The sequence below is a fragment of the Clostridium neonatale genome, assembly GCF_001458595.1.
Classification (GTDB): Bacteria; Bacillota; Clostridia; order Clostridiales; family Clostridiaceae; genus Clostridium; species Clostridium neonatale.
This window is the reverse complement of the sequence record NZ_LN890328.1, coordinates 1,841,444-1,857,932: the sequence shown is the minus strand read 5'-3', so window position 1 is coordinate 1,857,932 and position 16,489 is coordinate 1,841,444. Positions and strand designations below refer to the sequence as shown.

The window sequence follows — 16,489 nt, the reverse complement described above, 5'->3', positions numbered from 1 at the left end:
ATAAAACTATAACAAGTAATAGTTTTTTGGAGTTACACTATAATTAAATTTATGTGATATGATTACTTCAATAAAAATTTTTGATAAAAGATTGTTTTTTAAATTTAGATTAACAACTTTTATAGGAGGAATAATTATGAATAACAATGCACCTTTTAAATATGATATTGTAGGGAGTTTTTTAAGACCTGATTATTTAAAGAAGGCAAGAAGTGAATATGTAAATGGAAAAATTACAGCAGAAGAGCTAAAAAAAGTTGAAAATGCGGCGATTACAGATTTAATTACAAAACAGAAAGCAGCTGGACTAAGTGTTATAACAGATGGAGAGTTTAGAAGGAGTTCATGGCATCTTGATTTTATGTGGGCATTTAATGGTGTTGGACATGAGAAAACAAAATGTGGAATTCCATTTGATGGAGAGGCAGCATTAATTGATGACACATTCCTTATTGGAAAAGTATCTGCTCACAATCATCCTTTTGTGGAACATTTTAAATTTGTAAAACAATTTGAAGATGATAATACTGTTGCTAGACAGACAATTCCTGCACCGGCACAGTTTCTATTCCAGATGATTATCCCTGGGAATTTGGGAAAAACAAAAGCCATTTATCCAAACGAAGAAGAGTTGATTTTAGATATTGCAGATGGATACAAAAAAGTTATTAGAGACTTATATGCAGCTGGATGCAGGAACATCCAGTTTGATGATTGTACATGGGGAGTGTGTGTTGATCCTAATGCTTGCTTAATTTTGGGGACTGATGAAGATGGCCTTCAAGATAATATTGAAAAATTAATAAGAATCAATAATCTTGCTATTGAAGGTAAGCCAGAAGACCTTGTAATTAACACTCATATATGTAGAGGAAATTTTCATTCTACATGGGCGTGCCAGGGAGGTTATGACAGTGTAGCAAAAGATCTCTTTGCAAAAGAAAATGTACAGGCCTTTTATTTGGAATTTGATGATGAACGTTCTGGTGATTTTGAATCACTTAAATATGTAGGTAAAGATAAGAAAGTTGTATTAGGACTCATTACAACAAAATCTCCTGTACTTGAGAATAAAGATGATATAATTAAACGTATCAAAGAAGCTTCAAAATACATTCCATTGGAACGCTTATGTTTAAGTCCTCAGTGTGGATTTGCATCTACGGAAGAAGGTAATAAACTTACAGAAGAAGAACAATGGGCAAAATTGAAACTGGTTCAGGAAGTTGCAAAAGAGGTATGGAAATAAAATTATTGATTTAAAAAGAATATTATTTAAGCAGACTTGAAATATAGTCTGCTATTTTTATGAAAAATGTTTTTCTAAATTAAAATAAAAAACTTGTAAATTTTACAAAAAAGTATTAGTATATAATAAGAAATTTAATAATTCAGATGAAGATAGCGGGAGAGTTATGGCTATGGCTATACACCGAAGAAGTAAATCTTTCAGGTACCTAATAACATATTAGAGATGACCGCTATTGGATGAATCCTTGGAGAGACTCTTTATAATGAGCACCGAAGGAGAAAGCTGTATAGCGAAACTCTCAGGTAAAAGGACAGGGTAGTTAACATATCTTAAAAAGTAATTTATATTTAATTACTTTATTTAGACCTTATCTATTCATAATTTGTATCTCCAACTAATAAATATTCATAATTTTGAAAGGCGGAGAATAATATGTCAGAAAATGAAAACTTGTCTAGAGGCCTTAAAAATCGTCATGTTCAATTACTTGCAATTGGAGGTGCAATTGGTACAGGCTTATTCCTTGGATCAGGCAGGTCTATTAGCTTGGCTGGCCCATCTATTTTATTTGCGTATGCCATAACAGGAACAGTTTGTTTTTTTATTATGCGCGCCCTTGGAGAACTATTACTTTCTAACTTAAACTATCATTCATTTGTAGATTTTGTACATGATTATTTAGGAAACGGATCAGCATTTATTACTGGATGGACATATTGGTTCTGCTGGATTTCACTTGCCATGGCTGACTTAACTGCTGCTGGACTTTATATACAATACTGGTTTCCCAATATAGCTCAGTGGGTTCCAAGCCTTATAGTTCTTATAGTTTTACTAATTATGAATCTTACAACAGTGAAGTTGTTTGGAGAAATGGAATTCTGGTTTGCATTAATTAAAATTGTTGCAATTTTAGCATTAATTATAATTGGTACATTTATGATAATAAAAGGATTCTCTACAGATGCTGGTACATCTAGCTTTACAAACCTTTGGAATAATGGTGGTTGGCTCCCAAATGGAATAAAAGGTTTTGTACTTTCATTTCAAATGGTTGTATTTGCTTTTACTGGAATTGAATTAGTTGGATTAACAGCTGGTGAAACTGAAAATCCAGAACATGTTATTCCAAAAGCCATTAATAATATTCCAATTAGAATTATTATTTTCTATATTGGGGCGCTTATTGTTATTATGAGTATATACCCATGGAATTCAATTAATCCAGATAAAAGTCCATTTGTACAGGTATTTAGCGCAGTAGGAATTACAGCAGCAGCAAGTATTGTAAATTTCGTTGTACTAACATCAGCTGCATCTGCTTGTAATAGTGGTATTTTCAGTACAAGCCGTATGGTTTATTCTCTTGCTAAAGAAAATAATGCACCTGAGTCAATGAAAAAATTAACACCTAATCAAGTACCTTCTAATGCTATAATATTCTCTGCAGCTGTGATTTTTATTTCAGTTATTCTGAATTATATTATGCCAGAAGGGGTATTTGTGCTAATTACAAGCATATCAACATTCTGCTTTATCTTTATTTGGGCAATTATAGTTATTTGTCATTTAAGATATCGCAAAACTAATCCTGAACTTGCATCTAGGAGCAAATTCAAAATGCCACTGTACCCAATTGCTAATTATATAATTTTAGCATTTTTAATTTTTGTTATAGGTATATTAGCACTTAATAAAGAAACTCGTGTGGCTTTATTTGTAACACCAGTATGGTTTATAATGCTTGGGGTGATTTATAATATACTTAAATTAAAGACGAAAAATGAGGAAGCTGTCAAAGGAGATTTAGTATAGAATTCAAATTATAGATATATTACTTTAGCGTACTTAGGAAATCCGGAAAATTTAATAAATTATTTTTAAATTCATTAGTGAACTCTAGCATTTTTATCATCTAATATTAATATGGTAAAAATGCTAGAGCCTTTTTTTATTCTATTGGATTTATGTTTTATAGGTGATTATATCATAGTCGCCTTGGCAATTTTTTTATTAAATTTCAACTGGAATAATATGTTAATATAGAATATACGAATATACCAGTAAAAATTAATGAATTTAATTATCTAAAAAATTTTTACGAACATCTTCTAAATTTACATTTTCCAAAGAATCTGTTACTTCGATTCCAATTGCAGCTATATTGTTATTGACTACTACATATGATCCACTTTTATCTATATTAAAATCTACGTCTATAATACCTTTCTTACCTGTAAATGTAGTTACAACATCACCAGTTTCTCCATCATATAAGGTGAAAGTGCTATCTGGATTATCATATGAATCAAGATCTAATGAAAGGTTTGTTTTTATGCCTTTTTCTAATACTACTACAAGTGGTTCAAATTCATAACCGGTTCCCTTAATATTTAAACTCTGTGTATCTCCAGAAATATTAGCCTTTTTAATCAATCTATCAGTTGAAACCTTACTTAAATCATCACCATATATACTTGGAGTTTGCTCAGCATCAGTTACTGTATTACCTGTGCAGCAACTCATTCCACTACTTGGTTGTGGCAATGATGGATCTGCCTTAGATGTATCCACAGAATCAAGATTATCAGTAACCTTAATAACTCCTCTTATCATTCCCATCCAACAACTGAAATTTATATCTTTATCTTCTGGAGTAAATTCAATTATGTTTTCACCAGAATTTAGAGTTTTCTGTATATTTAAAGATGGTATTACCACAGCATTATTACAGGAATTTAACTTACTTCCTGTTATTATCCACTTAACAGGCATTCCTTTTTGTACATAAAATACATTAGGTGTATACCCATTATTATCTGCTGTCATATTTATTATTTGAACTCCATTTTCAATAGTTGGTTTAGCTATATTAGTTTGAGATGCATTTGCTGAAGTACCTTGTGCTAATGTTCTTATATTAGGAAGGCCAAAACCTGCAAGTGCAAGGCCTCTATTTCCCATTATTAATCCAAGTATTATTACTAAAAATCCACTAAACTTTAATAATTGTTTTGTATAGCCTTTGCTTAAAAATCCAGATATAGCCCCAAAGCCTAACATTAAAGGAACTGTTCCTAAAGAAAATACAAACATTGATAATGCTCCATTCATTGCACTACCAGTACCTAATGCATAAAGCTGCATTGTTTGCAAAGGGCCACAAGGCATTAATCCATTTAACATTCCAACTAAGAAAGGAGTTTTAGGTTTCTTTTTTATAGAACATGAAGACCAGGGTAACTTAATATTAAGCTTTCTAAAAATAGAGAATCCTGCCATGTTTAATCCCATTATAACCATAAATACTCCTGCAAATATTTGAAGCCCTGCTTTCACATTAAGTGATAATGATAGGACAGAACCTAAAGCACCTACAATAGCACCAATAATTGTATAAGAAGTTACTCTTCCTGCATTATATAAAATTGCAGGCATTAAAGTCTGAAACTTACTTTTTTCTTCTTTTAAAATACTTTGTGTAAGCATTATACCGCCACACATACCAACACAATGAATTGATATAAGCATACCAACAATAAATAATACCATATAAGATGCATTATTTAGAGCAGAGCTCATATCAAATCCCGCAGTAGAATTACCAATTAGTAAAATAGCAGCAACCACAACAAAAAAGCCTGCGAATTTAATATTATTTGAATTTTTTGTACTATAACCAGCTTTCTTAATAGCTTCCTTTAATTGTTCAGTATTGCAAATCACACTATCATATTCAACAGTTACTTGCTGAGCACTGTAGCTAGCAATTACATTTACAACTCCATTAACTTTCTTTAATGCACTCTCCACTTTGCCTTCACATGAAGTACATGTCATGTCATAAACCTTAATAATCTCTCTTTTGATCTTCATATTTGCCTCCATCAAATTACTTTATTTTATTTCAAAATATATTTAAATAGTAATTCATCTTTAGATATATTAATTTTAGTAAAAAGTTGTGAAGATTTTATGAGGATTAAATAAATGGAAAATATATTTAATTATGTAATTACATATAAGAAGTTTTAAATTTATAGGGATAATGAGTTTTTATTCATTTTAAGATTATAATTTAATGAATTGTTAGAATTTCGAAGAAACATTAAGATAATTCTGTTAGATCAGTACTTTTCTTTAAAAATAATTATTATTTGAACTTTGAATAAAGTAAAATAATAATCTATAATTATAGTTGAATATATGGTAATGAAATATTTATTATATATTTAAATTTAAAAAGATTCTGTTAGGTTGTTATGAAAAAATAGCTTAACATTTCGTAGAATTACTCGCTCTTTGAAAATTATATAAGTTTGATTAATTTATTGCATGGCAAACAAGCTTGCAATAAATAGGATTTTTGCAGGTTAATCAAAGATATTGATTAACTAAATTAAGCAGCAACAAACCAAGAATGTTTAGATTTGCTATCGCTAGCGAAGCCGGCAACTTCAGCTGGAGTATGATTGTTTAATGATCCATGAGGTCTTATAAAGTTATAGTGAAAGATAAATACAGATATTAAGTTATTAGCTTTCTCGAATGAATTAAAGCCTTTTTTAGCTTTATACCAAGCTTTAAAAGTTTTATTGAAAGATTCTATAAGATTATTACTTGTATCACTGGACATTGGTGCTACAGGAATATGCTTAGTATTTGGCAAAACTTTAGCTACAGCTTGATTATATGAAGGCAATCTATCAGTAATGAAATTACTAGGTTCACCAAACTTTTTAGCTTGATTAATTAGAGTAAAAGCAGAATCTTCACTACGTGATTTCGTAAGATGAAATGCTAATATGAAGCGTGTTTCTGAGTCTATAGCAAGCCATAGATAATACTTTTCGCCATTTATAAATACAACAGTTTCATCAGCGTGCCAATCGTCAGATTGAAGATTTAACTGATCTTTAAAGGAATCAGCTTTCAGATTGAAGAATGGTGCAAATTTATGAGCCCAACTCGCTATGGTTACATGGGATACTTTTATATTTGCTGTTGTATGTAGGAAATGTGCAATAGCTCGTGTTGATGTATTATTTAAGAAATATAATGTCAATGCTGTAAGAATAATATGTAACGGAAAGCGCATTCCTTTCATAGAAAGGGAGCCGGTTAGCTTTTCACTAGATGCATCATCAATATTTAAATTATGATGATGTACAATTACATGATTACATTTTTTATTGCCACATTTATATCGATTATAGTGCTTATAAGAATGATGTAAGAATGTAGATTTACCACATTTAGGACACGTGGGGTATTTTGATTTCTTCGGCATGCTGACAGAGTCAGGAGCGAATTGGCGTTTGCAGTTCTTACATTGATATTTTTGGTTAGCCTGCTTATCCAAACCAAACTTATATAGTTGGTCAGAGTGACAGCGAGGACATTTTACTTTAGTTTTGTTCATTGTTCTTCTCTCCTTTTCTAGGGGGATAATTGGTTCTAGTCAAACTTATTATATTTTCTAGTGTTGAGAAGAGCAATGTTCATATAACTTAACAGAACGTTTAAAAATAAATGGAGGCATTATTATGAAAAAATTATTTAAATGTACAGTGTGTGGATTTATAAGTGAAGGTGAAGAAGCTCCTGAAAAATGTCCAAAATGCAACATGGGTAAAGAAAAATTTGTTGAATTAAGCAAGGAAGATGCAGATAAGATCTATCAATCTGACAGAACTAATGATATTCATGCAGAAATCATAGTTTTAGCTGATAAAATTGCTAAACTTTGCAATGAAGGCATAGAAATAAAATTAGATCCTATGTGCGTAGCAGCATTTGAAAAAGCAAAAAATGAGGTTTGGACAATAAAGCAAAGATCAAAAGCTGAATTAGCAGGACACATGAACAAAGGAAAGTGGTAAAACGAGATTTATTCTAATATAGAAAACATAAAAACTAAATTATTATAAATTCTACGTAAATCCATAGTCTATCCATATGATTCTTATTTGAACAATGGACAGGCTATGAATTCTAATGTATAAGTCAACAAATTCTATAACATATATTATGAAATTAATCTGTTTATTACATAGCTCAAGTAATATTATGAAAAGCTTCTGATTATACTCATAAAATGAGTATTCTTTAAATACCATTCTAAAATATTCAATTAATTTTTGTCCAATCTATAAGAAAAGAGTACTACTCAATTTTAGATTTGGCTTTTAATATCAATTCATCTTTTTCAGGTGGTTATTTAATAGTTTGGATTATGCTTTCCATTTGTTGTATTTCTTTTGTCTGTGTATCAATTATATTTTCAGCCATATTTTTTATTGTACTATTATCAGTATATTTTAAAATTGTTTCTGACATATCTATTGCCATTTGATGATGAGTAATCATTCCTTTAGCAAATGCTTCATCTACGTTCTTAAATGTTTGATGAGACATAGTATGGTTAGCAGTTTTATTATACTCCTTGAAATAATCAGTTTCTTTATCAGTATCTATTTGAATATTTTTTTCAAGTTCTTGAATTAATTGTTTCATATCTTCAATTTCTGAAACTTGAACATTGATTATATCATTAGCAATTTTTTTTAGTTCTTCATTTTCTCCACCATGTTGTAAAAAGTTTTCAGACATACTAACAGCAGATTCATGGTGTGGGATCATACCGTAAAGAAAGTCAATAGATACATCACCAGTATGAGGTATTCCATCCATTTCACTCATCATAGTATCCATTAATTTATTATCTTTATCTAAATAATTTATCATATTTGGATCTTGAATATTATTGTTATTATGATATATAAAGATACCTCCTGATACTAATATTATACAAATTAGAATACCACTAATCAAAAATTCACTTTGTTTTATCATTTTTTTATACTCCTTAATTTATAAATTTTAATTTATGAAGTTAACATATGATCTGTAAACTTTAAATTAATTGTATTTTAACAAATAAATATGTAGATTATATGTAGACAGGAATGTGTGTATATATATTAACAATATTGATAATTGTATCCAATAGTTGTACAATAATAAAAAAATAGAGATTTATAAAAACAATAATTATTATTAACTTATTATTAATATTATAATATAAGGGGAAATGTGAAGTGGATAAAACAAAGAAGAAAGATTTATTTTAACGTAAGAGTTATTTTATTTGTAATTGATGAGATTGCAAAAATATATATGCTGAATCAAGAAATTCAGTGAGAAAGTTATTAGATTATATTATTTAGAGAACATATGTAATATAGAATTCTAAATTTAACATATATAACATAAATAAAATTCATTTTCATATAATTAAGTTAAGGAGTAATAGAAATGAATGATGATGATTTTATAAAACTAGTAAAAAAATTACAGTCAGATGAATTGACTGAAAAACTAATATATATGAGAATTGCTGAAGATACTAATAATGTTGAGGATAAGAAGACTTTGAGATTAATAGCTAGTGAAGAACAAAAGCATTATGATGTTTGGAAAAGATACACAAAGCGTGATGTAAAGCCTAATCGAGCACTTGTATTTTGGTATACATTGTTATCTAAAATATTAGGATATACATTTGCAGTCAAAATAATGGAAATAAGACAAAACAAATATATTAATAAATCAATAAAGATATTATTAGAAAAAAATATACCAGAATCAGTGATAGTATTTACAGAGGAACAGGTGCATGAACAGAAATTATTAGGAATGATAGATGAAGATAGATTAAAATATGTAGGGTCTATGGTTTTGGGATTAAATGACGCATTGGTAGAATTTACTGGATGTTTAGCAGGATGGTCGTTTGCTATGCAAAGTAATAAATTAATTTCTTTAGCAGGACTTATTACAGGAATATCTGCTACACTATCTATGGCTTCTTCAGAATATTTATCAGCTAAAAATGAAGGCAATAAAAATGCGGCAAGATCAGCAATTTATACAGGAGTTGCATATTTGATTACAGTGGTAATATTAATTCTTCCATATTTATTATTACCAGATAATATGTACATGATGTCATTAGGGGTTATGTTAATTGCAGTTATAGTAATAATTGCTGCATTTAATTATTATATCTCAATTGCTAAGGATTTATCATTCAAAGAAAAATTCAAAGAAATGTCTATTGTTAGCCTTTCAGTAGCTGGAATATCTTTTGTCATTGGATTATTAGTAAAAAGATTTCTAGGAATAGATATTTAATTAGCCTAATGGAAGAAGAAAAATAAAAGACAGTAGAGATTTTGTATAAAAACAAAATTCTACTGTCTTTTAAGTGCATTATGAATTTTAGTATAAAATTAAAAAGGCTTATTTTCTTTCATTAATATCAAAATCACTTTTAGGAATATGAGGAGATTTTTTATTAGCCACATATATCAATCCTTTCATATTAAATTATCTATTACATAATATATATGGTTTAAAAGTATGATTTTAGAGTCTTTTAGATTTTAAAAGAAAAGAATTATAGAATTAATATGTGTTTATGTGTAAGAATTATAATTTTTGTAAATCAATGATTTTATAAAGAAATAATCTTTAAAATAGTAATGTTTATATTCATAAAATCTTAAGAATTTGCTTATTTATTGCGGATTGGAGCAAGTATATAAGCTATTAAAGCATATAAAAATAAATCCATATCATTAATAAAGACAAAATAAAATATGCTATTCCTAAGTTCTCAAGAATAGCATATTTTAAATTTGTTTAATTTCTTCTATTTGTGCAAAGCGATTAGTAATTATTCCTTTGCAATTTTTTAGTTTTATAGTTTATCTAAATATTCACCATAGCCAAGTTCTTCCATTTTATCTTTTGGAATGAATTTTAATGAAGCTGAATTTATACAATATCTTAAACCTCCTAATTCATCAGGACCATCATTAAAGACATGACCTAAGTGAGAATCTCCATTTGTACTTCTTACTTCTGTTCTAAACATTCCATGACTAAAATCTGAATGTTCTTTTACATATCCTTTATTTATAGGTTTAGAAAAAGCTGGCCATCCACAACCTGAGTTGAACTTGTCTTTTGAAGAAAATAAAGGTTTCCCTGTGACTACATCTACATAAATTCCTTCATCAAAAATTTCATTATATTCATTATCAAAAGGTGGTTCTGTTCCATTTTCTTGGGTAACTTTATATTGAATAGGTGTTAATTTATTTTTGAGTTCTTCTTTTTTAAAAGTTGATATTTTCCATGTATTTTCTATAAAGTTTTTTCTACCAGAACCTTCATAATATGCTTTATATCTAAAAGGATTTTTCTTATAGTAATCTTGATGATATTCCTCGGCAGGATAGAATTCTTCTGCTTTTAATATTTTTACTGCTATTGGTTTACTGAATATTCCACTTTTGTCTAAATTCATCTTATATTCTTCAGCTATGAGCTTTTGTTCATTATCAGTATAAAAGACAGCTGTTTCATAGCTCTTTCCTCGATCATTAAATTGACCACCTTCATCTGTTGGATCAATGCTCATAAAAAATGCTTCAACTAATTCCACATATTTTATTATTTCTTCGTCATATAGAATTTCTACAGCTTCATAATGTCCTGTTTCTTTTGTACATACTTCTTCATATGTAGGATTTTTTACATGACCACCAGTATAACCTACAACTATTTTTTGTACACCATCATATGAATCAAATGGTTTTACCATGCACCAAAAGCATCCGCCAGCAAAAATAGCTTTCTTTAATTTACTCATTTGTATATACCTCCTTGTACATTTTTTTGTATATATCTTTATTAATATTATAACTATAATTTCAATAATTTAAATACACTATACGCTTATTCTATTTAATACATTAATTTTTATTCATATAGTTGCAAAATGCCAAAAATACGTATTCAATATTAATTTAGTAAAAATGAAATTTTATAAGAAACTCATTTTTCATGATAAAAAATAGGGAATTTTAATGGTCATATTTCGCATTTTAAGTGTCTATTATATGATTATAGTCAATTTTCGGTGAATCTTTTTTGTAAAAATAATAATTTTAATGCCAAAAAATGTAACAGTTTATATTGTTATGTAATATTATATATTATAAAAAATGTAAACAAAGGAGTAATTAGAATGGATAACGATAATATTGATTCTATTTTTAGAGATTTTAATGTTACTGTACTATCTATACCAATTGTATATGATTTCTTCGGTGACCATGATCCAGATGGAATTATGTATATACTAAAAGAATATAAAGATGAAGTAAAGAATAAAGCTATAGCAAATTTTTATAATAAAGATGAAAATGGGCTTCCTCTTCCAAGACCTACAGAAGAAGTTCAGCCTCTTACAATAAGAGCAAATGTTGGAGAGACTATAAGAATAGAGTTTGAGCATAATGAAGATAGAAGATTATCTATTCACATGCAAGGACTTAAGTACAAAAATATATTATCTGATGGCGCTAATGTAGGCTATAATGGCGATTCTACAGTTGGCCCAGGTGAAAAGATAACTTATGAATGGTACGCAGATAGAGAAGGAATATTTTACTTTAGTGATATGGGTGATACTAGATTTAGCGAAAAAGGAACTAATATACACGGCTTGTTTGGAGCACTAATAGTTCAAGCAAAGGGAGCTAGTTGGACAGATCCTGTAGATGGAAATGAGCTAAAAAGCGGTATATTTGCTGATATTCACAATCCATCTAAGCCGAGTTTTAGAGAGTATGCAGTGTATTTTCATGATGAACTTGAAGCTGTAAATAGATTTGGAAAACCAATTATAGATCCTCATACTGGAATGCGAACTTCTGTAACTGCCATAAGTTACAGATCAGAGCCTATGGTAAATAGAGCTGCTTTTATACCAGATAAAGATGTAGGTTTTAAGTTCTGTAATCCATGTAATCCTAAGGATAACATCAATATAATAGATATAAAAAAGCCAATGGAGCATCATGTAGTAGATGGAGAAGATGTTTCTATGAGTTCTTGGACTTGTGGTGATCCAGCAACGTTTATACCAAGAGCATATAAAGGTGACCCTTCTAAGTTTAGACTTATACACGGAGGGGTACAAGAAACACATGTATTCCATCTTCACACACACCAATGGAGGTTAGAGCCAGATAATCCTGATTCAACAATAATAGACTCTATATCAGTAGGACCTCAAGAAAGTTATACTCTGGATATATTATATGGTGCAGGAAGTTTAGTCGGATCTATAGGAGATCATATATGGCATTGTCATTTATATCCTCATTTTCATGAAGGAATGTGGTCATTATGGAGAGTATTTGATAGATTGGAAACTGGTGAAAATGTAGTACTTGAAAATGGCCAAGTAATAAGTCCATTGTATCCAGATGGAACTATTATAAAAAAGTTAAAACCACTTCCAGATAGAACTCCACCTCCTGCAAAGGATTTAGATCATCCAGGGTATCCTAATTTTATAAACGGAAAATTTAGAGAAAGACCAAAGCAGCCACCTTTAGGGATAATAAACCAAAAGGGAGGAAATAAAATATGTCCAACTGAGTTGGAGTTTGATAATTTTGCAGATAATTTTACTAAAGGAGCTTTATACACCCAACCTTGTCCTAATAAAAAAGATAAGTGTGGATGTAAAAAGGCAGATGTTATTTTTGAACTATTTGTATTACAAGCAAAATTAGTATACAACAAATCAGGATGGAATGACCCATATGGAAGATTTTATGTTACAAAAGAGCAAATAGAAGAATACACAGAGTGCAAGGTAACAAATGAAAATAAAGAGGAATTAGCTAAGAGATATGTAGCAGGAGTAGAAAATAGATGTATTGATGTAGAACCTTTAGTTATAAGAGCTAATAAAGGCGATTGTATAGAAGTTAGAACCACCAATTTTTTACCAGAAACACTACCAAAAACAGCTTTTCAATTAGAAACTTTAACTGATAATGTAGGATTTCACATTCACTTAGTGAAATTTGATGTTATAGCTTCAGATGGTGGTGCAAATGGATATAATAATATAGCTTCTGTTTTTTATGGAGAAACCTTAGTAGAAAGATATTATGCTAATGAAGAATTAAATGCGTGTTTTTTCCATGATCATTTCAATCCAAATTCACATCAACAACATGGAGTGTTTGGAGCAGTTATAATAGAACCAAAAGGATCAAAATATTATGATCCAAAGACAGGCAAACGAATAAAATATGGAACAAAAGCTGTGATAGAAACACCTTCAGGAAGAAAATTCAGAGAGTTTGGACTATTTGTCCATGATTTTGCATTATTATTTGATAAAAAAGGGAATCCATTAAATAAACCTCCATTTCCTGGATCACATGATGATCCAGGTGTTATGGGCATAAATTATAAGTGTGAGCCATTAAGAGAAAGATTAACAAAGGAAAAATTAAATGGTGAGGATTCAGCTTATGTATTCAGCTCTAGAATTCATGATGATCCAGTGACACCAATACTAGAAACGTATCCTGGAGATGAAATTGTAATAAGATTATTAGATGGAGCTCAAGAAGAACAACATGCATTTAATATAAATGGAATGAAGTGGAGAAAAGAAATAACTGATAAAAGATCTCCATTAGTTCAAGAGCAAACAATAGGAATATCAGAAGCATTTAATATAAGAATAAAAGATGATTATGAAGGAGGAGATTATCTTTACTACTTTGGTGGTCAAGATGATTTATGGCTAGGTTTATGGGGAATAATAAGAGCCTATAAAAATAAAACTAAAAATTTATTGCCTATAAACTCATCTGAAGAATGTTCAAATAAAATGGATGCTTCTAAAGAAAAAAAGGTTAGAGAGTTTCATATAGCGGCAATACAAAAAGATATCTTATACAATTGTTTTGAAGACCATGATCCTGATGGGTTATTATTTGTGCCATATGAGTACAAGGATGATATACTAAGTGGAAAGATGGAACCAAAACCATTGATATTAAGGGCAAATAAGGGTGAATATATAAAAGTAAAATTAACTAATTGTTTCACTAAACCAATACCATATCAAGTTTTTCCTGGAGTACCAGTTGATAAAGTAGTTACACCATCTATGAGAGTAGGAATTAGTCCGCAATTTTTAGGATTTAATCCAATAGCTGATAGTGGCGTAAATGTAGGGTATAATAATTTAGAACAAACTGTAAAGCCAGGAGATAGTAAAACCTATTTATGGTATGCAGATGAGGAATACGGAACTTGCTTATTGTCATCTTTTACAGATATAAGGAATCACAGATATCATGGTTTATTTGGAGCAATAATAATAGAACCAGAAGAAGCACAAATAGAGAATGATGATATTTATGGAGATCAAGCAACTATATCTGAAGATGGACGTAACGCATTTAGAGAATTTGTAATTTTTATGCACAATGGTATAAGGCTTTTAGACGTAGATGGTAATTTAATAGAGACTAATCGAGAAATTGGTGAAGATGGGCAGCCAGAACCAGTGGATTTTGAAGATAGAGGAGAAAAAGGATTTAACTATAGATCAGAAAGATTTTTTAATAGATTAGGAGATAACCCAGATGCATCAGATATAGCAAATGTATTTAGTTCTGTAGTTCATGAAGATCCAGCTACACCAATATTTGAAGCATCACCAGGAGAAAGAGTTATTATAAGACTACTAATGCCAGCAGACAAACCAAGAAATACTTGTTTCGTGCTTCATGGTCATAAATGGAAAGCTCAGCCAGATGATCCATTTACAAATATTATATCAGCTCAAGGAGCCATGAGTGTAGGAAACGTATTTAATATTGAGTTAATAAATGGAGCATCTATGATACCAGGTGATTATTTATATAGATCAGGTGTTATAAAATGGGATATAGAATCTGGTATGTGGGGAATTTTTAGAATTAAAGATCAGAATACACCAGAATTATAAAATCCTAAGAATGAATATACAAAGTTTTTATTAAACTCTATTTTTGTAATGTTAAATTCCAATTATAAGAAAAAAATAAATTTGGGTATTACACCAATAAAAAAATTTATGCTATACTTTAAATAAGCAATGCGTTGTACCTATGGTCATACCACTTGTCATAGGAACAATGCATTTTTATTTTGACGTCAAAAAGCATATAGACTGGTCTACCAATAAGGAGGAAAAGAAGTATAAATGAAACTGAAGAATACATAGAAACAGTATGGGGAATGGGATACAGATTAAGTAAAAAATAATTTTACTTAATCTGTATTATCTTGAGATATCTAGATTGGAAATTAATCTCACAAAGATTAATTTGACAAATAGTATAGCAAATAATGTTGTTGATTATGTACAGCAATTTGAAAAAAAACATATGGAAGTGGAATTTAATACAGAAGACCCCATATATGTGCTTGGTAATGAAGAAAAGATAAATCGTATTATCCAAAATCTTATGAAAAATGCCTTGAATTATTCCGATGGAGATGTTGTTATTGATATTTTCATTAAAGATGAAAGTATAATTTTATCTTTTAAAAATCCTATTTCAGATAGTAATGAAATTAATATTGACAATTTATTTGATAAATTTTATTTTGCTGAGAAATCACGAGGTAAATCAACAGGACTTGGATTATCAATTGTAAAATTACTAACAGAACAAATGAATGGAAAAATTAATGCTTTTTTGAATGAAAATAATATAGATATTCAAATACAGCTAAATCCATATATAAATAAATAAAGAATTCTCATTTATTTTCACCAAAAAACAAATAAGAATTCTTTTAATTGATAATTAATACAAGTGCTAAAGTTAATTGCTAATGAAATTCTTAGATGCATATTTTAATGCAAATAATTATATTTTTTATCAAAATATGCTTGAATATATGGAGTTATTAGAATATTATATATATAAATTCTATGAAAACATAATAAATCTGGAAGTAATGATAAATTCTCTTTATTTGGGCACTTTGAGGATTTTGAACTAGTAGTGCAACCCGCCAACAATTAATCAAGATTGTTGGCGTTTTTGATGATAGAAAATATGTGAAAATTTATGAATAAGGAAATATATACTAGATTTTAATTATACATAAGTATTTATTTATATATTAATGAAATTACTGATATATATGTTCTAATTAAGAATCTTCATTAAAATCTGCCCTAAACCCAAAAAGGATATATGGCTCATATGAAGTAATTTTATTGGAACTTATATAAATACAAATAAACTTATTATAAAAATTAAATAAATTATTAAAAGGGGTTGATAT

Annotated in this window: 10 protein-coding genes and 2 riboswitches; of the genes, 6 read left to right on the top strand and 4 right to left on the bottom strand. The window is 29.1% G+C overall.

Features of this window, described 5'->3' with window-relative positions; translation table 11 throughout:
• The first annotated feature begins 136 nt into the window (after nt 1-136).
• Complete coding sequence (locus BN2920_RS15280; protein WP_058295845.1) at nt 137-1,249, top strand: 5-methyltetrahydropteroyltriglutamate--homocysteine S-methyltransferase; 1,113 nt, start codon at nt 137-139, stop codon at nt 1,247-1,249.
• A gap of 237 nt (nt 1,250-1,486) precedes the next feature.
• Nucleotides 1,487-1,576, top strand: a riboswitch (glycine riboswitch).
• A gap of 108 nt (nt 1,577-1,684) precedes the next feature.
• Nucleotides 1,685-3,067, top strand: a complete 1,383-nt coding sequence (locus BN2920_RS15275) for an amino acid permease (protein WP_058295844.1) — start codon at nt 1,685-1,687, stop codon at nt 3,065-3,067.
• A 264-nt stretch (nt 3,068-3,331) separates the two neighbouring features.
• On the opposite strand, the gene BN2920_RS15270 is transcribed toward BN2920_RS15275, so the two are convergent.
• Together BN2920_RS15270 and BN2920_RS15265 are read right to left on the bottom strand one after the other, a co-directional pair.
• A complete protein-coding gene (locus BN2920_RS15270; RefSeq protein WP_058295843.1) occupies nt 3,332-5,128 on the bottom strand; it encodes an urease accessory protein UreH domain-containing protein in 1,797 nt (598 codons plus the stop codon).
• A 523-nt stretch (nt 5,129-5,651) separates the two neighbouring features.
• Nucleotides 5,652-6,674, bottom strand: a complete 1,023-nt coding sequence (locus BN2920_RS15265; RefSeq protein ID WP_058293044.1) for an IS6 family transposase — start codon at nt 6,672-6,674, stop codon at nt 5,652-5,654.
• Between the two features lie 124 nt (nt 6,675-6,798).
• On the opposite strand from BN2920_RS15265, the gene BN2920_RS15260 reads away from it, so the two are divergent.
• The gene (locus BN2920_RS15260; RefSeq protein ID WP_058295842.1) at nt 6,799-7,134 is read left to right on the top strand and encodes a rubredoxin-like domain-containing protein; all 336 of its coding nucleotides are present in this window, start codon (nt 6,799-6,801) and stop codon (nt 7,132-7,134) included.
• 334 nt (nt 7,135-7,468) lie between these two features.
• On the opposite strand, the gene BN2920_RS15255 is transcribed toward BN2920_RS15260, so the two are convergent.
• Complete coding sequence (locus BN2920_RS15255; protein ID WP_083498828.1) at nt 7,469-8,107, bottom strand: DUF305 domain-containing protein; 639 nt, start codon at nt 8,105-8,107, stop codon at nt 7,469-7,471.
• 462 nt (nt 8,108-8,569) lie between these two features.
• Between BN2920_RS15255 and BN2920_RS15250 the strand changes: the two genes are divergently transcribed.
• Nucleotides 8,570-9,448, top strand: a complete 879-nt coding sequence (locus tag BN2920_RS15250; protein WP_058295841.1) for a VIT1/CCC1 transporter family protein — start codon at nt 8,570-8,572, stop codon at nt 9,446-9,448.
• Nucleotides 9,449-10,016: 568 nt separating this feature from the next.
• Here BN2920_RS15250 and msrB read toward each other — a convergent pair.
• Nucleotides 10,017-10,973, bottom strand: coding sequence for a peptide-methionine (R)-S-oxide reductase MsrB (msrB, locus tag BN2920_RS15245; RefSeq protein ID WP_058295840.1), 957 nt, complete (start codon nt 10,971-10,973; stop codon nt 10,017-10,019).
• Nucleotides 10,974-11,351: 378 nt separating this feature from the next.
• Here msrB and BN2920_RS15240 point away from each other — a divergent pair, with 378 nt between their 5' ends.
• Entirely contained in the window at nt 11,352-15,155 is a 3,804-nt protein-coding gene (locus BN2920_RS15240) for a multicopper oxidase domain-containing protein (protein WP_058295839.1), read from the top strand.
• A 361-nt stretch (nt 15,156-15,516) separates the two neighbouring features.
• Nucleotides 15,517-15,948, top strand: a complete 432-nt coding sequence (locus tag BN2920_RS15235; protein ID WP_242868395.1) for an ATP-binding protein — start codon at nt 15,517-15,519, stop codon at nt 15,946-15,948.
• Nucleotides 15,949-16,141: 193 nt separating this feature from the next.
• A riboswitch (cyclic di-GMP riboswitch) is annotated at nt 16,142-16,224 on the top strand.
• Nucleotides 16,225-16,489: the final 265 nt, after the last annotated feature.